Here is a 20,248-nt window from a genome sequence, read left to right on the forward strand (position 1 = left end):
GGGCTGGCGCGTGAGCCTCACGCGCCAGTTTGTGCTGCATGAGCCAAGACAAGCACCCGACCGGCGCGCCGTGGCGCAATTTTCACGGCCGCTTCAAGGGCAAGGCCCTGCGCCCCAGGCAAGAGGAATATCTGGCCGAGGATCTGGGCAAATTATCGCCCGGCCCGGTCGATTGGGACGCGAACCCCGAGCGGAAACCGATTGATCTGAACGCGCTTTTCGGGGATCGGGAGGTCTGGCTCGAGATCGGTTTCGGCGGTGGTGAGCATATGGTGCATCAGGCCGTCGAAAATCCGGACGTGGGGGTTATCGGCTGTGAGCCATATATCAACGGCGTGGCGATGCTCTTGGGCAAGATCCGGGATGCCGATGCGCGTAATGTCGCGGTTTATCCGGGCGATGTCCGCAACATGTTTGACGTGCTGCCTGAGGGCTCCATTTCGCGGGCGTTTCTGCTTTATCCTGATCCTTGGCCCAAAAAACGCCACCACAAGCGACGCTTCGTGACCGATCAGCATCTAACTCCGCTCGCCAAGTGCCTGAAACCCGGTGCGATTTTCCGCGTGGCGACGGATATCCCCGATTATGTGCGCCAGACATTGGAAGAGGTGCCGCGCCACGGGTTCGATTGGCTGGCAGAGGGACCTGCCGACTGGCGGGAGCCGTGGGGTGACTGGATATCCACGCGATACGAGCAAAAGGCCCTGCGCGAAGGCCGGGCACCGCATTACCTGACCTTTCGGCGGGTCTGAGGCGTCAGGCGCTTAGGCAGGCTCGCCGCCGAAATGCGCCCAGAACTCGTCACGCGGATCGCTGCGCGGGAAGCGCGTGTCGGGCACAGGTACGTCGAGAAAACTGCAGTGCGGCTGCCATGGTGGCCCAATGTGCCGCTGGTCGGGACGTTGCATGACCTCCAGCATGTGACGACAGGGGCCGAAGCCCAACTCTTCCAGTGCCAGTTTGGTCGACATGGTGCCGGTGCACCCGAAACCCGAGCCGATAACCATGAGTGTCATACCGTCCCCCATATGCGGCGTCTGCTACTCTGCGGTGGCTGAGCGGATGCGGAGAAGTATGACTTGGATAGACCAAAGTCCCTAATGGAATCGCGTCAGGCCGCGAGTTTGTCGCCAAGGCGGCCGAGCATGTCGAGGCATTGCTGCAACTGGTCGAGGGCCACGTATTCGTTGGGCTTGTGCGCCTGCTCGATGGAGCCGGGGCCGCAAACCACCGCCGACATGCCGTATTGCTGGAAGATCCCCGCCTCGGTGCCAAAGGGCACAAGTTCCGCGCCGTTGCGCCCGGTGAGTTCCATCATGATGTCCTTGGCCTCGTTGATCTCGGCGGGTTCCAGCCCGTCGACTTCGCCGATCACCTCGGTCGTGATATCGGCCTCGGGGTGGACGCCGCGCATACGCGGCAGCAGGACCTCTTCGCAATAGCGGCGCATGTCCTCCTTGACGAATCCGGCATCGGCCAGCGTGACAGGGCGCATTTCCCATTCGATGGTGGCGTTTGAGGCGATCACATTATGCGCAACGCCGCCCTTGATCGAGCCGGTGTTGATCGTGGTCCAGGGTGGCTCGAACCGGCTGTCGGGGGGCGCGCGGAAGCGCAGCGATTCCTTGAGTTCCAGCAGGCGGTTGACGTAGCGCACCGCGTATTCGACCGCGTTGACGCCGCGCGCGGGATGCGAGCCGTGCCCGGCGAGGCCGCAGAAATGGGTGGTGTATTCATAGCAGCCCTTGTGGCCCTCGATGATGCGCATCGAGGTGGGTTCGCCGATGATCGCGACGCCGGGGCGGATGCCGCGTTTCTTGAGGCTGTCCACCAGCGCCTGCGCGCCGAAGCAGCCGACCTCTTCGTCATAGGTGAAGGCGAAATGCACCGGGCGGTCGCGGACCTTTTCGGCAAAGACCGGTGCCATTGCGCAGGCGGCAGCGATAAAGCCCTTCATGTCGCAACTTCCGCGCCCGTAGAGATGGCCGTCATGCTCGATCAGTTCGAACGGGTCGCTGGCCCAGTCCTGTTCGGCCACCGGCACCACGTCGGAGTGCCCCGAGAGCACTATGCCCCCATCCACGTCATCGGGACCGATGGTGGCGAAGAGATTGGCCTTGTGGCCTATTTCATCGTGAAAGATGTCAACCCGCGCACCGTGGGATTCAAGCCGGCGCGCGAGATAGGCGATCATGTCTAGGTTGCTGACCTCGGAGATGGTCGGAAAGGCGATGAGATCGCGCAGCAGTGCTACGGTATCGGAGAGTTGCGTGCTCACGTCGAAGTCCTTGGCCGGTTGGCAAATCTGAAAACTGTCTGACCTTGTGGAACCTGCGCCACCCCGTCAAGACCGCAGCGGCGGTTTCTTTGCGGTTCGGGGCGAGAAAGGCCTGAGTGGCCGGGTTTTTTCGCAGTCGGGGCCGGTCTACATCAGATCGCCGAGCGTGACCTGTTGGCCCGGCGCATCACCGAATTCCACCGCCTCGATCGCGACGAGGGTGATCTCGCCCGCCAGCCCTTGCAGGATCACACGGGCCCCGTCGCGCCCGATGCCGTATTCCGTCCGAGCGCCGGGCAGGATCGCCAGATCGCGGCCCGCGCCGCCATGCAGGCGGTCATTGCCGCCATGACTGATCAGCACATCATCGCCCGCACCGCCCAGCAGGATATCGGCCTTGGCCGTGCCGATGAGGGTCGTGCCCTCGTCACCTGCCTGTTGTGTGACACCGTGCAGGAACGCGCCCGATATGCGCGGCTCGGCCCAGTCGGGGGGCGTGGTGTTTGCGGCCATCAACACGCGCCAGCGCGGTGTGTCGTCGTTGAGATGGCGCAGCGCGCCCCAACTGCCCCATTTCGAGGGGGTGGCCACATCGACGAAGGCGTTGAAGGCGGTGCCACCTGCGGCCTGCCAGCCCGCCAGCAATTCCTCGTAGAGTTGCCCCATCTGCGGGCTGTAGTTGAAGCCGGTGAAAAACGCAGTCAACGTCTCGTTCTCGACCGTGGTGCCGTGGCCCACCACATGTGTGCCGCCCTCATACATCATCAGGGGCAGGTCGTGACGGGCCGCCAGATCAGCGTGATAAGGGAACACCTCCGTGTGCAATTCGCCGAGCGACCCCTGTCGCAACGCCTCGGCGGCGAGATCATAGGCGAGGTCGAACTCATGCGCCGCCAGATAGACGTTGGGGTCGCTGCCGGTCTCGGCGGCCTTGGCGCGCGCCACCGCGCGACTGGCGGTGATCCAGCCCTCGACCGTTGCGGCCATCTCCTCGGCCCCCAGATCAAAGCCGAAATAGCCGGTGACCGCATAGCCGTCGACATGATCGACCGGCGCGGCGGAAAGCTGGCCATGCTTGAGCGCGAGCGGGGCATTCAGCATCGGCTCTTCCAGACCGGGCCAGCCAGTATGGGTCGCCACGAGGACCGAAAGCCGATCCTCCTGCCCCTCGAACACCTCGCGCCAGATCGTGGCCATCTGCGCCACGCGCAGCCCGGCATATTGCATCCAGGCGTCATCGCCTGCGGCGTCCTCCCAGAGCGCCTCGGCGGCCTCGCGCGCCCAGACGGCCTGAGGAAAGATGAAATTCCAGACCTCGTTGGAGTATTCCACATGCGCCTTGAGGCCGGGATCGAGATGGTCGCGCATGTATTCGGCGAAGGCGTGCATGTAGGCGTCGTCGGCGGCATGGGGCATGTTGACCCACGGATCCGCCCCGATCCGGTTGGCAAGGGCAACCATCACCTCGACCGGTGCGCCGCGCCAGACATAGGTGGCATCCTCGGGGCGGGGGCGACCCTCCCACGTGGACTGGCTGGAGCCATTGGTAAACTGCCAGTCCATGAAACGCAGCATGCGCAAATCGGCGATCTTGTCGATCCAGAGGGGGTTGAACAGCGCACCTGCCTCGTGCAGCGCCAGATGGTCTTGCTTGACGATGGATATATTGCGGATCGGGTCGTCCCGGCTGGTTTCCAGCAGGCGCAGCACCACCGGGCCGTCGCCGGGCCGAAAGTCGAAGCGGATTTCGCGGGTGTCGTAATTGTAGCGCACGTTGTCGGCGCGCCCGGTCACGCGGAGCACGCCCTCGCCTTCGTAGCGCAAGAGGTAGCGACCGGCGAGGTGGGTGGCCGCCGCGGGCTGATCGGTCAGCAGGAAAGACTCCAGCGATTTCGCGCCGTCGGGGAGTGCCACGGGATAGCCAACCTCGTTCAGGTAGCCGCCCGTGCGCAGCGCCTCGGTCGAGAAGGCGCCCCATTCGTCGGACGTGTGGCCAATCCAGGGGCGGGCGGATTTCATCACGTTTAGGAAGGGGTGCTGGCTCGACCAGTCGGCGATACCGTTGAGGCCCATGGCAAGGCTCGGGTTGGCAACGCCCACGCCGGCGCGTGCTTCCTGTGTCGTGGCGGGGGCTACGGCGCGTTCATCTTTCAGCCCGAGGGCCTGAGCTATCTCGTCGGTGAGGCGATCATAGCGGTTGCGCACGCCCGGATGAATGGCTTCGGGCACCGCGAAACCGGCGGGGGCAGGTGCCTCGAAGAGAGCGGTATAGGTCACGAGGGCGGCCAGGAAATACTGTGTCGGCGTGCCATGCGGGGCGTCGTCGGTGAAGAGCGCCTCGACGGGGATATCCTCCAGCAGGCCGGATAGCAGCCCCGATAGCACAGAGGAGACCGGCGCAAGGGTGATCTCGGTCTCGGGCCGGGCGTTCTGTAGCTGTGCGACATAGGCACGATACCAGTCGTGATAGTCGCCGAGCGCATAGCTATGCCAGCGGCGCAGGTTGCGATCAGAGGGGGGGAAGCTGCGGCCGAAACCGCCCATGTCGGGCCAGCCTTCGTAGATCACGATGCGCGCGCCGGGCCAGTCATCCTGAGCACGGTCGATGATCGCGAGCGTGGCCGAGAGTGGGCTGGAGCCGTCGGGATTGTCGCCCTCATAGGGCGCATCGGGGGGCTGATACTGGATGAAATTGGCGGGATTGATCATCACCGTGTCGATCCGCCCGCGCGGTGCGGCCACGCCCTTGAACGACCAGTTCGACGCGGCCCCATCGCGCGCGAAATTACGCAGGAACCCCCATTGCCCGGATAGTGCAAAATCACGTCCCGAGGCACGGGTAAGCTGGCCGAGCCAATAAGGTACGGTGGTGGCATCGCCGTCTGCCTCGCTGAGGTGGTTGATCAGGCTGTTGCCGAAGACATGCATCCGCGCGGCGTCGCGCCCCGCAAGCGCAGGTGCGGCGGCCACCGCGACCACAAGGACCAGCCAAACCGCTCCGATCCGTTCCCACATGGCGCTGTCTCCCCTTGCGATATAACTATCCCGCAATATAGGGCGCGCGGCTGTGCGTGGCTATGGCAAGCGGGTGGGCTGCGCGCCGGTGCCGTGCGATTTTCGGGTGGCAATCGGGGTAGGGCTGCCAAAAATGCCACATTCGCCCTGTCAAGCCCTTGGTTTTGCTGGACCTGATGCATGTGCTTGGGTAGATTTGCATAAAACGGGGCGTGAACGATCCCGAACCTTGAGGCAGTACCAGATGTTTCCCGAGCGGTTTTCGAACCTTCCGGCCTACGCGTTTCCGCGCCTGCGGAGCCTGCTTGACGTCCATGAACCGGGCGGCGAGGTCGTGCATATGACGATCGGCGAGCCGAAACACGACTTTCCGCGCTGGATCGTTGATATCATTGCGAAAAACGCCGACGGTTTCGGCAATTATCCGGTCAATGAGGGCATGCCTGCGCTGCTAGAGGCGATAACCGACTGGGTGGCGCGGCGTTATGGCGTGACGCTTGATCCCGCGACCCGGGTGATGGCGCTCAACGGCACGCGCGAGGGGCTATACAATGCGATGATGGCGCTCTGCCCCGAAACGAAGTGCGGCGGCAAACCCTTCGTGCTGGTGCCGAACCCGTTTTATCAGGTTTATATGGTGGCGGCCCTCAGCGTGGGCGCGGAGCCGATGTTCCTCAACGCCACGCAGGCGACCGGGCATCTGCCGGATTTCGACGCAGTGGCACCCGATGTGCTCGACCGGGTTGGGGTGGTCTATCTGTGCTCGCCCTCCAACCCGCAAGGCGCGGTGGCGACGCGGGACTATTGGGCGAACTTGATCCGGCTGGCGGAAAAGCACGATTTCCGCATTTTCGCCGATGAATGCTATTCCGAGATCTACCGTGATTCTCCGCCTGCGGGCGTCTTGCAGGTAGCGCAGGAGCTTGGCGCCGACCCCGAGCGCATCGTAGCCTTTCATAGCCTGTCCAAGCGGTCGAATCTGCCGGGGCTGCGCTCGGGCTTTGTCGCGGCGGGCCCCGAGAGCATCAAGGCGATGAAGCAGTTGCGCAATTACGCGGGCAGCCCTCTGCCGATGCCGTTGCAGCATGCGGCGGCGGCGGTCTGGACCGATGAGGACCACGTGATCGAGAACCGCCGCCTGTATGCAGAGAAATACGAGATCGCGGACCAGATTTTTGGCAATCTGCCGGGCTATCACAGCCCCGAGGCGGGGTTTTTCCTGTGGTTGCCAGTCGCGGATGGCGAGGCGGCGACGCTCAGGCTCTGGAAGGAAACGGGCGTGCGGGTGTTGCCCGGCGCCTATCTGGGGCAGGAGGCCGGGGGCGAGAATCCCGGCAAAGGTTACATTCGGGCCGCGATGGTGGCCCCGAAAGATGAGATGGCACATGGGCTTCGCCGCCTGCGTGACTGTCTATACGGATGATCGAGGACGAGGGACGAGATGGCATATCAGACACGTGGACGCGACCCCTTGCTGGATAGCACGACGGCAGAGGCGATCGAGAAACGCGGCAAGGAATTGCTGGGTCTCGTGCTGATGGCCATTGCCCTGATGACGGCGGCGATGGTGGCCTCGTACAGCCCTGACGATCCAAGCTGGATTAGCGCCACCGACGCACCGGTTCAGAACTGGATGGGGCGCGCGGGTGCGGCCATCGCCTCGCCGCTGTTCATGATTATCGGCTGGGGGGCTTGGGGTCTGGCCATCGTGCTGGGTGCGTGGGGCGTACGCTTTGCCCTGCATCTGGGCGAGGATCGCGCGACCGGTCGCCTGATTTTCGCGCCGATCTGGCTGGCCGTGCTGGCGCTTTATGCCGCGACACTGGCCCCGGGCGAGGCTTGGGCGGCCACGCATAGTTTCGGGCTGGGTGGTCTTTTTGGCGATACGATCCTCGGCGCGATGCTTGGGGTCCTTCCTGTGTCACCGGGCCTGGGGCTCAAGCTTTTGTCGCTGGCGATGGGGATCGGCGTGCTGGTCTTCGGGGCGTTCGTGCTGGGCTTTACCCGCCCCGAGCTGAGCCGGATCGCGCGGTTCCTTCTGGTCGGTGTGATCGTGTCCTATGCCGGGTTGATGCGCCTCCTGGGACGGGGGGCTGGTGGTATGGCGCAGGCCGGTCAGGCGATGCAGGTGCGTATGGCCGAACGCCGCGCGCGGCGCGCCGAGGCGGTGGTCTTTGAGGATGACGAGCCGGTCATCGAGGCCCCGCGTGTGCGCCGGTCAGAGCCGGTTCTGGGTCGCGCACCGCAGCCGTCGGCGGCGGCGGAAAAGAACGGCGGGTTGCTGGCGCGTATGCCGATGCTGATGCGCCGCCCCGATCCGATGCCGGAGCCTGAACTGGTCGAGGCCGAGAGCTACCATGGCGAGGCTGAGCCCCCAGAAGACGACCGCATCAAGGCACGTATCTCGGACGTGATCCGCGCCCGGGTGCGGCAGAACCCGGCGGTGCAGGCCGAGAGCGTCGCACCGCTGACCAAGGGCCGGGGCCGGGGACCCGATCCTCTGATCCTCAACACCGCGCCGCGTGGCGGCCTGCCGCCCGAGCCACCGCTGACCGCGCGTCATGCAGCGCCCGAACCGCAGGAACCGGTGATCGAGCGTGAAGACCTTTATGCACCCGAGCCGGAGATGGATGATTGGCAGGCCGACATTGCCGAGCCCGCGCCGCAGCCCCAGGCCGCCCCGCGCATCCCTGTGCCGGAACCGCGCAAGGTGGTCCAGCATGTCCCCCGCAAGGTGCCGCAGCCCTCGGCCCGCGCCATCGCCGAGGCGCAGCCCGCGCTGCAATTCGAAGAGCCCGCGCTGCCCGAGTACGAACTGCCGCCGCTGAGCCTGCTGTCCGATCCCGCGCGCATCGAGCGGCATCACCTGAGCGACGAGGCGTTGGAGGAAAACGCGCGCATGCTGGAGAACGTGCTTGATGACTACGGCGTCAAGGGCGAGATCGTCAGCGTCCGCCCCGGCCCCGTGGTCACGATGTACGAGCTGGAGCCGGCGCCCGGTCTCAAGGCGTCCCGCGTGATCGGCCTCGCCGACGATATCGCGCGCTCGATGTCGGCGCTCTCGGCGCGCGTCTCGACGGTGCCGGGGCGGTCCGTGATCGGTATTGAATTGCCCAACGACAACCGCGAGATGGTGGGCTTTCGCGAAATCCTGTCAAGCCGCGCCTATGGTGACGGCAATCAGAAGCTGCCTCTGGCCCTGGGCAAGGATATCGGTGGCGATCCGATTGTGGCGAACCTTGCCAAGATGCCGCATTTGCTGATCGCGGGCACCACCGGGTCGGGCAAATCGGTGGCGATCAACACGATGATCCTCAGCCTCTTGTACAAGCTGACGCCGGACGAGTGTCGCCTGATCATGATCGACCCCAAGATGCTGGAACTCAGCGTCTATGACGGCATTCCGCACCTGCTATCGCCGGTGGTGACCGACCCCAAGAAGGCCGTGGTCGCCCTCAAATGGGTGGTCGCCGAGATGGAGGACCGCTATCGCAAGATGTCGAAGATGGGCGTGCGCAATATCGACGGCTATAATGGCCGGGTCGAGGAGGCGCAGAAGAAGCGCGAGATGTTCAGCCGCACGGTGCAGACCGGATTCGATGATGAAACCGGAGAGCCGGTATTCGAGACGGAAGAATTCGCGCCCGAGAAGATGCCCTATATCGTGGTCATCGTCGACGAGATGGCCGATCTGATGATGGTCGCGGGCAAGGAGATCGAGGCCTGCATCCAGCGTCTGGCGCAGATGGCGCGGGCCTCTGGCATTCACCTCATCATGGCCACGCAACGCCCGTCGGTCGATGTGATCACCGGCACGATCAAGGCCAACTTTCCGACGCGGATCAGTTTTCAGGTGACTTCGAAAATCGACAGCCGCACCATTCTGGGCGAGATGGGGGCCGAGCAGCTTCTGGGTATGGGCGACATGCTCTATATGGCGGGGGGCGGCAAGATCACCCGTTGCCATGGCCCCTTCGTGAGCGACGAGGAGGTCGAGGAGGTGGTGAGCCATCTCAAGGCCTACGGCCCGCCGGAATACCTGGGCAGTGTGCTGCAAGGCCCCGACGAGGATAGGGCCGGCAGCATCGACGCAGTTCTGGGCCTCTCGACGGGGGGCAACACGGATGGCGAGGATGCGCTCTACGATCAGGCGGTGGCGATTGTCATCAAGGATCGCAAATGCTCCACCTCCTATATCCAGCGGAAACTGGCGATCGGCTACAACAAGGCCGCGCGCCTTGTGGAGCAGATGGAGGACGAGGGCGTGGTGAGTTCGGCCAACCATGTCGGCAAGCGCGAGGTGCTGGTGCCGGAGCCGCAATAGGCATCGGCGGTGCATCGCCGGACCACGCAGATTTTACGCCCCGCGCAGGTGCAATCCCGCGCGGGGCTGCTTATGTGAGGAGCATGACAAAGTTGCGTATCCTGATGATCCCCGCCCTCTGGGCGGCGATGACCCTCCCGGCAGCGGCAGAGAAGCTGTCGCTTGGGGAAATCTCATCCTATCTCAACCGGCTCAAGTCCGCGCAGGGCGCGTTCACGCAGGTCAGCGAGGATGGCTCGATCAGTACCGGGAAAATCTTGCTCAAGCGCCCCGGCCGGGTGCGGTTCGACTACGATCCGCCTGACGAGACGCTGGTGGTGGCTGATGGCGATACGGTGGGCATCATCGACCCGCGCTCGAATGACGGGCCGCAGGGCTATCCGCTGCACCGCACGCCGCTCAAGATCATCCTCGCCAACAATGTCGATCTGACGCGCGAGCGGATGGTGGTCGGGCATGCCAGCGACGGCACCTCGACCACGGTGCGCGCGCAGGATCCCGAACATCCGGAATATGGCAGCATCGACCTGGTGTTCACCGGCGACCCGGTGGAACTTCGCCAATGGGTGATCCATGACGGTAGCGGCAGCAGCACGACGGTGATCCTCGGCGATCTGAAAACCGGGGTGCGGCTCGCGGACGAAAGCTTCAAAATCCCGGGCAAGCCGCAGGCAGGCGGCGACCGCTAGGCCGGGCGCGCGGCTCAGACGAGGCCGCGGCCCTGACGACAGCTGCCGAGCTGGGCGCGGTATCGGGTGGCGCGTGCGTCAACCTCTCCGGCGACCCGCATCAGCCACGGTTTACTGTTATGACTGCCACGTTTGAAGCCGGTACGCCCCTCGTGATAGGCGAGATACTGGCTGCGGGCGTCCAACGGCGAGATCCCGAGGCTCTGGGTTGATTCCGCCATGTACCAGCCGATGAAGTCGGTGGCATCGTGGATGTCGCTGCGCCGTGCCGCAAAGCGGTTGGTGTCGCGCTTGTATTCGTCCCAGGTGCCGTCGAGCGCCTGGCTGTAACCATAAGCCGAACTGATCCGCCCCGTCGGGATGACCCCGAGCGACCAGCGGAACGGCGTGCGCGCATCGCTGACAAACTTGCTTTCCTGATAGATCGTCGCCATCTGCACATGGGCGGGCACCCCCCAGCGGCGTTCGGACGCGCGGAAGGCGCGGGCGTATTCGGGTCGCTCTGCGATAATCTCGCAGGCGTTGTCGAGGTTGCGCGGGGCCGTACCATAGCCCGTTCCGCCGCCACAGGAGGACAGCAGGAATAGCACGGCCAGGGCGCGAAGGGTTCTGCTCATCTGCCTCTCGCTCTTTTGTTTTTTGCCAAGTCTAACCGAAACGTGGGCCGGGGGAAATCACGAAATCGCAGGGTGCGCGGAGCGGCCGCTGTCGGGACATGGTTCACAGACTGTTTCCCTGATCAAACGGGCGATGGTTGGACAAATGGGCCTTGCACCGTTAATAATATGTGTTAGGGGCAAGACGAAATGATCAAGACACGCGCAAAATATCACTTGGGCCAGGTGGTCCGTCATAAGCAGCATCCCTTTCGGGGGGTTGTCTTTGACGTAGATCCGCAGTTTTCCAATACCGAGGAATGGTATGCCTCGATTCCCGAGGACAGCCGCCCCTCGAAGGAACAGCCGTTCTATCATCTGTTGGCCGAGAACGAGCAGAGCTATTACATCGCCTATGTGAGCGAACAGAATCTGGTGGCCGACTATTCCGGCGAACCGGTGGATCACCCCGACATTCCTGATCTCTTCGGGCCGTTTGAGGACGGGCATTACCCGCTGCATTTCCAGTTGAATTGAGGAACGGCGGGCCGGGGCCCGCCGTGTCGTCAATAGCCGAGTGCGCAGCCGTCCTTGCGCGGATCGCTGCCGCCTTCGAGCACACCGGTTTCATGAATTTTGATCGCCTGCGCGCCGCCAATAGCCTCGGGCGGGGTATAGACCGCGTGGCCAAGATCCGTCAGCGCCTGCGCCACCTCCGGCGCGAAACCACGTTCGAGCTTGAGCCCGGCTGGATCAGCGAAGGCGCGCGGCGCGTCGATGGCGGTCTGCACATCCATGCCGAAATCAAGCAGATTGGACGTGAGCCGCGCATGCCCCGTCGACTGGTAGGAACCGCCCATCACGCCGAAGGGCAGGGTCACACGACCGTTCTCGGTCAGCATGCCGGGGATGATCGTGTGCATCGGCCGTTTGCCGCCACCCAACTCATTGGGATGACCTTCCTCAAGCGTGAAGCCTGCGCCGCGGTTTTGCAGCAGCACGCCGAATTTTTCCGACGCGATGCCGGAGCCGAAGCCGTGGAAGATCGAGTAGATCAGCGACACCGCCATGCGGTCGCGGTCGACCACGGTTACATAGATGGTGTCGCGATGCACCGCCTCGGTCAGGGGGGCAGCGGCGGCCATGGCGCGTTTCGGATCGATCAGTCCGGCCAGCCGCGCCGCCGTTTCCGGTGACAGCATGTAGTCGAGTCGCGTGGTGTGATCGGGATCGGCGATGAAGCGGTTGCGCGCGTCATAGGCCAGCTTGGTGGCCTCGGCCTCGATATGCAGGCGCTCGGCACCCATCGGGTCCATCCCGGCGATGTCGAAATGCTTGAGGATGTTCAGGAGCAGAATCGCCGTGGCACCCTGGCCATTGGGCGGGTGCTCGACAAGGTTCGCGCCCTTGTACGCGCCGCTGACCGGCGTGGTGTAATCGCAGCGCTGTGCTGCGAAATCCTGTGCCTGATGCACACCGCCAAGCGCGTTGAGCGCCGCGAGGATATCCTCGGCCACCTCTCCTTCGTAGAAGGCGGCGCGGCCATCGCGGGCCACGCGGCGCAGCACCTCAGCCTGACCAGGCGCGCGGAACATATCCCCTATTGCTGGAGGGGTGCCTGTGGGCATGAAATGGGTGAGGCCATGGCCCTGAAGCGCCTGGCCTGCGGTGGGCCAGTCGAAGGCCACGCGGGGGGCTACCGGCACGCCTTCCTCGGCATAGCGGATCGCAGGGGCGAGAAGGGCGTCGAGCCCCAGCTTGCCGTGATCGGCGCTCAACTGGCAAAAGGCGTCTATGGCACCGGGGACGGTGACCGCATGCGCGCTTTGCAGGGGGATCGCTTCATGGCCTTCGGCGCGCAGGGCTGCGGCGGAGGAGGCGGCGGGGGCGCGGCCTGAGCCGTTGAGGGCACGAATCGTGGGGTCGCCGGGGGTGTTGAAGAGCACGAAGCAATCGCCGCCGATTCCGGTCATCTGCGGCTCGCAGATGCCCAGAAGCACGGCACCCGCAATTGCCGCGTCCATGGCGTTGCCGCCGCGTTCCAGAATGTCGATGGCGGTCTTGGCGGCGAGCGGGTGCGACGTGGCGCACATCCCGTTGGTGGCATATGTGGCCGAGCGGCCCGGCAGGTGAAAGTCGCGCATGTCTGTGCCTCATCTGGTGAATGCGGCAGACATTAGGACCTATCGCCTGGTTTGCCAATCGTCTGAATGTTGGGGAGAGAGAGACCTCGACGCCGCACACTGGGTGGGGGCAATTACGCACGGCGCCGAGGGAAGCCATATGCAGCTACAGATGCGTTTATGATCGGGACCTGGGGCACGAGTTTGCCCGGATTGCGGTGATAATGCGGCACCGGCACGCATGGGTTGAATCATGAAGGGCGGAGGTTGAATTCAAGCGTGAGTCGGTTCTCGCCATCGTGCCGCTCGTAGTGCAGCCGCTCGGTCAATGTGCGAATCAGCGACCAGCCAAATCCCCCTTCTGGCAGGGTCTCGGGCGGTCCGGTGAGCTCTGGCAGGCTGGAATCGGGCGGGGCGAGGCCCGGCAGGGCTGTGCCCTGATCGCGCAACTCGCAACGCAGGCGGGCGGGGCTCAGATGGAGCCGAAGCGCGATGCGGCCCGGTGCATCCGAAGGGAAAGCGTGTTCGACGATATTGTTGAGCGCTTCGGCAAGTGCGATCTCGATGGTTCCGCAATCCTCAACCGACAGGGTTGCGGCCAGCAGGCGCGCGCGCAGGTCGATCAGCAGATCGCGCACGTCGCTTTCGGTTGCGATGCAGTCGAGGCGGATGCTGTCTGCCATGCTCTGCGTTACGCTCCGGGTTGTGGCTGGGCCGGGCGACCGACCGGGCTGGCGGGCCTCATCCGGTGGCGCGGCGCACCAGCTGGCCGATATCGGGGTGAATGGTAAAGATCGTATCCATCCGGGTCAGCCGGAACACCTTGGCCACGTCCGGCGTGAGCCCCGCCAGATCGAGCCTTCGCCCGTCGCCGGTCATTTTCATCGCCGCGACGATGGCACCAAGCCCGCTCGAATCGACGAAGGTGACCTGTGAGAGGTCGAGCACCACGTGATCGGGCCCATCGGCCAGCGCGGCGCGCATCGCGTCCTTGAAGGCGATCGCGGCGGCAGCGTCTATGCGCCCGGCCTTCACCGTTATGATCGTCAGATCGGGATGGGGATTGGTTGCGAGATCCATGCTGCCTCCGGCGTGATACGTAATAATACGGGACACGATAGACCTGATTCCTTACCATCCGGTGTTCAGACGCAAGAGTTCAGCAGGAGGATGCAAAATGAAAGAGGTTGTGATCGCCGGGGCGGCGCGCACCCCCATGGGCGGATTCCAGGGTGACTTCGACGGAGTCGCGGCCCCGGTTCTGGGCGGTGCTGCCATTGCAGCGGCGCTTGGTGATGCGCGTGCGGCGAGCGTCGATGAGGTGCTGATGGGCTGCGTGTTGCCTGCGGGCCAGGGGCAGGCGCCTGCGCGTCAGGCCGGGTTTCTGGGTGGCCTCGGCGAGGAGGTGCCCGCCACGACGCTCAACAAGATGTGTGGCTCGGGGATGAAGGCCGCGATGATGGGCTTTGACCAGATCGCGCTCGGCCATGCGGCCACGATGATCGCGGGCGGCATGGAATCGATGTCCTGCGCGCCATACTTGCTTCCCACGATGCGCGGCGGCGCGCGACTGGGGCATGGCCGGACGGTCGATCATATGTTCCTCGACGGGCTGGAGGATGCCTATGACAGGGGCCGCCTGATGGGCACCTTCGCCGAGGATTGCGCCGAGAAGTATCAGTTTACCCGTGAGGCGCAGGACGACTATGCTATCGGTTCGTTGCAGGGCGCGCTCGATGCGCAGATATCCGGTGCCTTCGAGGAAGAGATCGCGCCGGTCACGCTGAAAACCCGCAAGGGCGATGTGGTGATCTCGGCGGATGAGCAGCCTGCCAAGGCGCGGCCCGAGAAGATACCGCAACTCAAGCCCGCCTTTCGCGAGGGCGGCACGGTGACCGCAGCCAACTCATCCTCGATCAGTGACGGGGCGGCGGCATTGGTGCTGGCCTCGCGCGAGGCGGCCGAGGCACAGGGGCTCAACATCCGCGCCTGCATCCTCGGCCATGCCAGCCACGCGCAGGCGCCGGGTTGGTTTACCACCGCGCCGGTTCCGGCGGCGCAAAAGCTGCTAAAGCGGCTGGGCTGGGGGGTCGAGGATGTCGATCTGTGGGAGGTCAACGAGGCCTTCGCTGTGGTGCCCATGGCGTTCATGCATGAAATGGGTCTGGCCCGTGACCGGGTGAACGTGAATGGCGGGGCCTGCGCTCTTGGGCATCCGATCGGGGCCTCGGGTGCGCGGATCATGGTGACGCTGCTCAATGCGCTGGAAAAGCGTGATCTCAAGCGTGGCATCGCCGCCATCTGCATTGGTGGCGGCGAGGGCACTGCAATCGCCATCGAGCGGAACTGAGCGTCTAGCCGTCCAGGTCGCGCCGCATCGTGGCCATGCCACCGCGGCGCGAGAGTTCCTCGTAACCCGCCTTGCGATAGAGGTTGAGGGCAGGCTCATTATCGAGTTCGACCTTGAGCGTGATCGTCAGCGCGCCGAGATCGCGCGCAGCGTCTTCGGCCAACCGGGCAAGGTCCTCGCCGGTGCCGCCGCGCATGCGTTTTTCGACGAAGACATATGTCAGGTGCCGAACCTCCGGCCCGACGCCCACGCGCAGCGCGAAGAAGCCCACCTCGCGGCCCTCGTGGTCGAGCAGGTAGAAGGTCTCGTCGTCACGCTCGCCCACCCATTTCATCGCCCATTCGCCGGGGTCGAAGGGCTGCGCGGCGTGCGGATTGACAAGTGCCAGCTCGTCTGGGTCAGCAAGAAGGCGGGCGAGCGGGGCGAGGTCGCGGGCGTGGTTGCGGTACAGGGTGAGCCGGGCCATGGCCTCTCCTTGATACGGGATTCGGTTTCGGGCCAGGGGACTGCCACGGGACGCGGGCGAGATGCAACCGGGTGGCAGAACGGTTGGTGCGGCGGGCAAGCGGTGCCGGTTTTGGCTTGGAGCAGATATGGCGCCTTCGGTGCGTTTCGCGCGGGGTGTGGCAACGTCCCCTTATTAGGCCAAAAGTCCGGTCCGCGTGTCGCACTCGACCACCGGCAAGCGCACTACAACATTCGAAGACAGGGGCTGGCCCCCACATGAGCCCCGTGGCATATCCTCGGTATGACCATTGATTATGACAGCATCACCAAGACCATCGCCGCCCTGACCGAGGGCGAGACCGACAGCGTGGCGCTCATGGCCACGGTGGTCTGCGAATTGCACCATGCCGATGACCGCTTCGACTGGACCGGTTTCTACCGTGTCACGGGGCCACAGATGCTCAAGATCGGGCCCTATCAGGGCGGGCATGGCTGCCTGACGATCCCGTTCTCGCGCGGGGTCTGCGGCGCGGCGGCGCGCACTGGCGAGGTGCAGCGGGTCGATGACGTCGATGCCTTTCCCGGCCATATTGCCTGTGCCACCTCGACCCGGTCGGAGATCGTGCTGCCGGTGCGCAACGCGGCGGGTGCGCTGATCGCGGTTCTCGATATCGACAGCGACCGACCGGCCGCCTTTACGGTCGAGGATACGGCGCGGCTGGCAGCGATTCTCGAGAGCGTCTTCGGGTGCCTTGACGGCTGAACAGGGCTTGCGGGCTCAGGCCGATGCGTCGCGGAGCGGGATGATCTGCTGCACGATACCGGCAAAGACCAGGTAGACGCTGGTCACCACCAACCCCCAATGCGCCCAGCTTTGCGGGTCGAAATGCACCCAGGCGGCCCAGCCCGCGAAGAACGTCCAGCCGAGCGCCATCGGCAGCGTCAGCCAGCGCCAGCGTTCGGTGCGCACCGGATGCACGAACTTGAGCGGCAGGAACATCGCCACCGACAGGATCACCACGAGGGCGAGGATGATCCAGAACGGCGGCTTGATCGCGAACATCACGATCACCATCATGTTCCAGCAGCCGGGAAAACCGGAAAAGGAATTGTCCGTGGTCTTCATCCGCGTGTCGGCGAAATACATCGCACTCGCGTAGGTGATCACGATAATCGCAACCCATCCCGTCCAGCCCGGCAAGAGGTCGGAGCTGAAAAGCGCGAAGGCGGGAATGAACACATAGGTCAGGTAGTCGATGATCAGGTCGAGCAGCACGCCGTCGAATTCGGGGGCGTATTTCTGAACGTGATATTTGCGCGCCAGCGGCCCGTCGATGCCGTCAACGGCAAAGGCCACGACGAGCCACAGGAACATCAGCTCCCATTCCCGGTCGATCGCAGCGAGCATGGCGAGCATCGCGAATACCGCGCCGGTGGCTGTAAGAAGATGAACGAGGAGCGCGCGCAACTGTGGTGTCATCGGGGTGTAATGGCGCAGCCGTTCGGGATTTGCAAAGAAAAACCCGGCCCCCTTGGCAGGGGACCGGGCGGTTGCCGTGAGTGGAATGCCTCAGTTCGAGACGCGGACTTCTTCGAGCGGGTAGGCGACCATGTCCTGCGCCTCCCATGCGACGTGGCAGTCGTGGCAGAAGCTCTGCTTGAACTTCATCGGCTTGCCGTTGGGCTGCACGCCGGCATAGACCCAGTCGGCGGTGTCAGGCGCGCTGCCTTCCTCGCCCTTGGTCATGATGAAAAGCGGGCCGGTGCGGGCCTCTTTCTTTTTCTTGCTGATGGTGATGCTTTCCTTGGCGAGCACCGAACCTGCGGGCATTACCACACCCTCATCGGCGAATTTCAGGTATTGCTCGGCGGCAACATCATTGGCGAAGGTCTGCAGCAGGCGGTTGCCATGCGCGCCCGCGACGGCGGGGCGGGTCGAGGTAACGGTCCAGTCGCGATAGGCGACGGCGACCTCGTCGCCTTCCTTGGCGTATTTCTCAGCCATCTCGTCCTTGAGGCAGGCGTAGATCTCCTCGATCGCGGCGGCGTCAAGGTCGAACGGATCGGTCACGTCGACGGCGCAGGCCGCATGGGCGACGGGGGCCAATGCGAGGCTGGCAGCGAGGGTCGCGGCGGCGGCGAAAAGCTGGCGTTTCATGATGATAGTCTCTCCATTTCGGTCACAAGACGCAAAGGTCTTCCGCGCGGACCGTGGCACATATTGGTTGAAATTGAACCTAACTATTCCGTGAGGAGAGAGGCGTTTTCGAGACCCGGCGCTCAGGCCTGGTCGGGTGGCGTGGCCTCGCGCGCAAGATCCTGGATCATCTCGTCAAGGCCGCGCATGCTGGTCTGCTTCTCGCCGAGGCGACGCACCGAAAGGGTGCGCTCCTCAACCTCGCGCATGCCGCAGGCGAGGATCACCGGGACCTTGCCGACCGAGTGCTCCCGCACCTTGTAATTGATCTTTTCGTTGCGCGTGTCAGCCTCGGCGCGGATGCCGAGGGCGGTCAGTTTCTCAACGACTTCCTGCACATAGTCATCCGCCTCCGAGGTGATTGTGGCCACGACCACCTGACGCGGGGCCATCCAGAAGGGCAACCGGCCCTCCCAGTTCTCGATCAGGATACCGATGAACCGCTCGAACGAGCCGAGACAGGCGCGGTGCAGCATATATGGGCGGTGCTTGTCGCCATCGGCACCGATATAGGTGGCACCGAGCCGCTCGGGTAGGTTCGGGTCGACCTGGAAGGTGCCGCATTGCCAGACCCGACCGATCGCGTCGGTCAGGTAGAAATCGAGCTTCGGCCCGTAGAAGGCACCGTCGCCCGGTTCAAGCACATAGTCGCGTCCCACGGCCTTGATCGCCTTCTCCAGCGCCCCTTCGACATGGTCCCAGCTTTCGTCCGAGCCGACGCGCTTTTCGGGGCGTGTGGCAAAGCGGATCTCGAAATCCGGAAAGCCCAGCTCGCGATAGACATCTGCGAGGAAGTCGATGAAACGCGCACATTCCTCCTGGATCTGGTCCTCGGTGCAGAAGATATGCGCGTCATCCTGGGTAAAGCCGCGCACCCGCATGATGCCGTGCAGCGCGCCCGAAGGTTCGAATCGCGCGCAGGAGCCGAATTCCGCCAACCTGAGCGGTAGGTCGCGGTAGCTTTTGAGCCCCTGGTTGAAGACCTGCACGTGGCACGGGCAGTTCATCGGCTTGAGCGCGTTGATGCGGGTCTGTTCCTGGTTGCGGGCGCTGGCATCGTCGTTCTCGCCGTCACGGCTTTCATCCACCTCGACCAGGAACATGTGGTGCTGATACTTCTCCCAATGGCCGCTTGCCTCCCATAGCTTGCGGTCGACCACCTGAGGGGTGTTTATCTCGCGATAGCCACCGACGCGCTGCTTGCGACGCATGTAATCTTGCAACGCGGTGTAGATGGTCCATCCGTTGGGATGCCAGAAAACCTGGCCGGGTGCCTCTTCCTGCATGTGGAAAAGGTCCAGCTCGCGGCCCAGCTTTCGATGGTCGCGGCGTTCGGCCTCTTCGAGGAAGGTGAGGTAATCCTTGAGCTTTTCCTTGGACTGGAATGCCACACCATAGATGCGTTGCAGCATCGGGCGGCTGCTGTCGCCGCGCCAATAGGCCCCGGCGACGCTCATCAGCTTGAAGGCGTCGGCAGGCACCTGACCGGTATGTTGCAGATGCGGGCCGCGGCACAGGTCTTGCCAGTGCCCGTGCCAGTACATGCGCAGCGGCTCGTCGCCGGGAATGGCCTCGATCAGCTCGATCTTGTAGGGCTCGCCAGTGCCGCGATAATGTTCGATGGCGCGGGGACGCTCCCAGATCTCGGTGCGCACCGGTTCACGCAGGTTGATGATCTCTTTCATCTTTTTCTCGATGAGGCCGAGATCCTCGGGTGTGAAGGGCTCCGCGCGGTCGAAATCGTAATACCAGCCGTTCTGGATGACGGGACCGATAGTGACCTTCACCTCGGGCCAGAGTTCCTGCACCGCGCGGGCCATGATATGCGCGAGGTCATGCCGGATGAGTTCGAGCGCCGGGGCCTCGTCCTTCATCGTGTTGATGCTGACCGCCGCGTCTTGCGGGATCGGCCATTGCAGATCCCAGTGCTGGCCGTCGACATGCGCTGAAATGGCCTTTTTCGCCAGTGAGGTCGAAATGCTTGACGCGACTTCGGCAGGGGTCACGCCTGCGGGATAATCGCGTGCATTGCCATCGGGAAAGGTGAGGGAGATATTGGCCATTGCTCTGGCTCCTCGTCGGTTTGGCGCCCACGGAACGCCCGGTTGCGGGTATGGTTGACGCCTAATGCCCGCCGCGTGTCCGCAGGTCAAGACCTGCTGACGGATGAGGCAGTATACAATGGTATAGATTATCATTTTGCCGCAGGTCGGAAAAAGCGTTGGACAT

At 64.0% G+C, this 20,248-nt stretch carries 18 protein-coding genes; 7 read left to right on the forward strand and 11 right to left on the reverse strand.

The features are described from left to right. The first annotated feature begins 38 nt into the window (after nt 1-38). A complete protein-coding gene (locus BHD06_RS08745; RefSeq protein ID WP_080456616.1) occupies nt 39-752 on the forward strand; it encodes a tRNA (guanosine(46)-N(7))-methyltransferase TrmB in 714 nt (237 codons plus the stop codon). Nucleotides 753-764: 12 nt separating this feature from the next. On the opposite strand, the gene BHD06_RS08750 is transcribed toward BHD06_RS08745, so the two are convergent. From BHD06_RS08750 to BHD06_RS08760, 3 genes are all read right to left on the reverse strand, one after another. After that, nucleotides 765-1,016 (reverse strand): sulfotransferase, encoded by a 252-nt coding sequence (locus tag BHD06_RS08750; RefSeq protein WP_080456704.1) that lies wholly within the window; start codon nt 1,014-1,016, stop codon nt 765-767. 95 nt (nt 1,017-1,111) lie between these two features. Then, nucleotides 1,112-2,278, reverse strand: coding sequence for an acetylornithine deacetylase (gene argE, locus BHD06_RS08755; RefSeq protein ID WP_080456617.1), 1,167 nt, complete (start codon nt 2,276-2,278; stop codon nt 1,112-1,114). A gap of 147 nt (nt 2,279-2,425) precedes the next feature. Then, entirely contained in the window at nt 2,426-5,293 is a 2,868-nt protein-coding gene (locus BHD06_RS08760; RefSeq protein WP_080456618.1) for a calcium-binding protein, read from the reverse strand. Between the two features lie 244 nt (nt 5,294-5,537). Between BHD06_RS08760 and BHD06_RS08765 the strand changes: the two genes are divergently transcribed. The 3 genes from BHD06_RS08765 to BHD06_RS08775 all read left to right on the forward strand — a co-directional run bounded on the left by BHD06_RS08765 (nt 5,538) and on the right by BHD06_RS08775 (nt 10,306). After that, nucleotides 5,538-6,716 (forward strand): aminotransferase class I/II-fold pyridoxal phosphate-dependent enzyme, encoded by a 1,179-nt coding sequence (locus BHD06_RS08765; RefSeq protein WP_080456619.1) that lies wholly within the window; start codon nt 5,538-5,540, stop codon nt 6,714-6,716. Between the two features lie 18 nt (nt 6,717-6,734). Beyond that, complete coding sequence (locus tag BHD06_RS08770; protein ID WP_080456620.1) at nt 6,735-9,617, forward strand: DNA translocase FtsK; 2,883 nt, start codon at nt 6,735-6,737, stop codon at nt 9,615-9,617. 83 nt (nt 9,618-9,700) lie between these two features. Continuing rightward, nucleotides 9,701-10,306, forward strand: a complete 606-nt coding sequence (locus BHD06_RS08775) for an outer membrane lipoprotein carrier protein LolA (protein WP_080456621.1) — start codon at nt 9,701-9,703, stop codon at nt 10,304-10,306. Nucleotides 10,307-10,320: 14 nt separating this feature from the next. Here BHD06_RS08775 and BHD06_RS08780 read toward each other — a convergent pair whose 3' ends face one another. Then, on the reverse strand, nt 10,321-10,923 hold the full coding sequence (locus BHD06_RS08780; protein WP_080456622.1) for a lytic transglycosylase: 603 nt from the start codon (nt 10,921-10,923) through the stop codon (nt 10,321-10,323). Nucleotides 10,924-11,112: 189 nt separating this feature from the next. Here BHD06_RS08780 and hspQ point away from each other — a divergent pair, with 189 nt between their 5' ends. Next, entirely contained in the window at nt 11,113-11,439 is a 327-nt protein-coding gene (gene hspQ / locus BHD06_RS08785) for a heat shock protein HspQ (protein WP_080456623.1), read from the forward strand. A gap of 29 nt (nt 11,440-11,468) precedes the next feature. On the opposite strand, the gene BHD06_RS08790 is transcribed toward hspQ, so the two are convergent. The 3 genes from BHD06_RS08790 to BHD06_RS08800 all read right to left on the reverse strand — a co-directional run bounded on the left by BHD06_RS08790 (nt 11,469) and on the right by BHD06_RS08800 (nt 14,105). Continuing rightward, entirely contained in the window at nt 11,469-13,046 is a 1,578-nt protein-coding gene (locus tag BHD06_RS08790; protein WP_080456624.1) for a gamma-glutamyltransferase family protein, read from the reverse strand. 230 nt (nt 13,047-13,276) lie between these two features. Continuing rightward, nucleotides 13,277-13,708 (reverse strand): ATP-binding protein, encoded by a 432-nt coding sequence (locus tag BHD06_RS08795; protein ID WP_139784672.1) that lies wholly within the window; start codon nt 13,706-13,708, stop codon nt 13,277-13,279. Between the two features lie 58 nt (nt 13,709-13,766). Next, on the reverse strand, nt 13,767-14,105 hold the full coding sequence (locus BHD06_RS08800) for an STAS domain-containing protein (RefSeq protein ID WP_080456625.1): 339 nt from the start codon (nt 14,103-14,105) through the stop codon (nt 13,767-13,769). Between the two features lie 97 nt (nt 14,106-14,202). On the opposite strand from BHD06_RS08800, the gene BHD06_RS08805 reads away from it, so the two are divergent. Further along, nucleotides 14,203-15,375, forward strand: a complete 1,173-nt coding sequence (locus tag BHD06_RS08805) for an acetyl-CoA C-acyltransferase (protein ID WP_080456626.1) — start codon at nt 14,203-14,205, stop codon at nt 15,373-15,375. 4 nt (nt 15,376-15,379) lie between these two features. Here BHD06_RS08805 and BHD06_RS08810 read toward each other — a convergent pair whose 3' ends face one another. Beyond that, complete coding sequence (locus BHD06_RS08810) at nt 15,380-15,841, reverse strand: N-acetyltransferase (protein WP_080456627.1); 462 nt, start codon at nt 15,839-15,841, stop codon at nt 15,380-15,382. A gap of 282 nt (nt 15,842-16,123) precedes the next feature. Here BHD06_RS08810 and BHD06_RS08815 point away from each other — a divergent pair, with 282 nt between their 5' ends. Continuing rightward, entirely contained in the window at nt 16,124-16,585 is a 462-nt protein-coding gene (locus tag BHD06_RS08815) for a GAF domain-containing protein (RefSeq protein ID WP_080456628.1), read from the forward strand. Between the two features lie 15 nt (nt 16,586-16,600). Here BHD06_RS08815 and BHD06_RS08820 read toward each other — a convergent pair whose 3' ends face one another. The 3 genes from BHD06_RS08820 to thrS form a co-directional block, all read right to left on the reverse strand. Then, nucleotides 16,601-17,302: a phosphatidylcholine/phosphatidylserine synthase gene (locus tag BHD06_RS08820; protein WP_080456629.1), complete on the reverse strand. Its 702-nt coding sequence runs from the start codon at nt 17,300-17,302 to the stop codon at nt 16,601-16,603. Nucleotides 17,303-17,392: 90 nt separating this feature from the next. Then, the gene (locus BHD06_RS08825; RefSeq protein WP_080456630.1) at nt 17,393-17,980 is read right to left on the reverse strand and encodes a cytochrome P460 family protein; all 588 of its coding nucleotides are present in this window, start codon (nt 17,978-17,980) and stop codon (nt 17,393-17,395) included. Nucleotides 17,981-18,102: 122 nt separating this feature from the next. Further along, nucleotides 18,103-20,082: a threonine--tRNA ligase gene (gene thrS, locus BHD06_RS08830; RefSeq protein ID WP_080456631.1), complete on the reverse strand. Its 1,980-nt coding sequence runs from the start codon at nt 20,080-20,082 to the stop codon at nt 18,103-18,105. Nucleotides 20,083-20,248: the final 166 nt, after the last annotated feature.

It is taken from the genome of Roseovarius sp. A-2 (genome assembly GCF_002072155.1).
Classification (GTDB): Bacteria; Pseudomonadota; Alphaproteobacteria; order Rhodobacterales; family Rhodobacteraceae; genus Roseovarius.

Coding starts and splice junctions, on each gene's coding strand:
- BHD06_RS08780 (WP_080456622.1), bottom strand. CDS start 10,923: ATGAGCAGAACCCTTCGCGCCCTGGCCGTGCTATTCCTGCTGTCCTCC.
- BHD06_RS08760 (WP_080456618.1), bottom strand. CDS start 5,293: ATGTGGGAACGGATCGGAGCGGTTTGGCTGGTCCTTGTGGTCGCGGTG.
- BHD06_RS08765 (WP_080456619.1), top strand. CDS start 5,538: ATGTTTCCCGAGCGGTTTTCGAACCTTCCGGCCTACGCGTTTCCGCGC.
- BHD06_RS08815 (WP_080456628.1), top strand. CDS start 16,124: ATGACCATTGATTATGACAGCATCACCAAGACCATCGCCGCCCTGACC.
- BHD06_RS08810 (WP_080456627.1), bottom strand. CDS start 15,841: ATGGCCCGGCTCACCCTGTACCGCAACCACGCCCGCGACCTCGCCCCG.
- BHD06_RS08750 (WP_080456704.1), bottom strand. CDS start 1,016: ATGACACTCATGGTTATCGGCTCGGGTTTCGGGTGCACCGGCACCATG.
- thrS (WP_080456631.1), bottom strand. CDS start 20,082: ATGGCCAATATCTCCCTCACCTTTCCCGATGGCAATGCACGCGATTAT.
- BHD06_RS08795 (WP_139784672.1), bottom strand. CDS start 13,708: ATGGCAGACAGCATCCGCCTCGACTGCATCGCAACCGAAAGCGACGTG.
- BHD06_RS08825 (WP_080456630.1), bottom strand. CDS start 17,980: ATGAAACGCCAGCTTTTCGCCGCCGCCGCGACCCTCGCTGCCAGCCTC.
- BHD06_RS08820 (WP_080456629.1), bottom strand. CDS start 17,302: ATGACACCACAGTTGCGCGCGCTCCTCGTTCATCTTCTTACAGCCACC.
- BHD06_RS08745 (WP_080456616.1), top strand. CDS start 39: ATGAGCCAAGACAAGCACCCGACCGGCGCGCCGTGGCGCAATTTTCAC.
- BHD06_RS08790 (WP_080456624.1), bottom strand. CDS start 13,046: ATGCGCGACTTTCACCTGCCGGGCCGCTCGGCCACATATGCCACCAAC.
- hspQ (WP_080456623.1), top strand. CDS start 11,113: ATGATCAAGACACGCGCAAAATATCACTTGGGCCAGGTGGTCCGTCAT.
- BHD06_RS08805 (WP_080456626.1), top strand. CDS start 14,203: ATGAAAGAGGTTGTGATCGCCGGGGCGGCGCGCACCCCCATGGGCGGA.
- BHD06_RS08775 (WP_080456621.1), top strand. CDS start 9,701: ATGACAAAGTTGCGTATCCTGATGATCCCCGCCCTCTGGGCGGCGATG.
- BHD06_RS08800 (WP_080456625.1), bottom strand. CDS start 14,105: ATGGATCTCGCAACCAATCCCCATCCCGATCTGACGATCATAACGGTG.
- BHD06_RS08770 (WP_080456620.1), top strand. CDS start 6,735: ATGGCATATCAGACACGTGGACGCGACCCCTTGCTGGATAGCACGACG.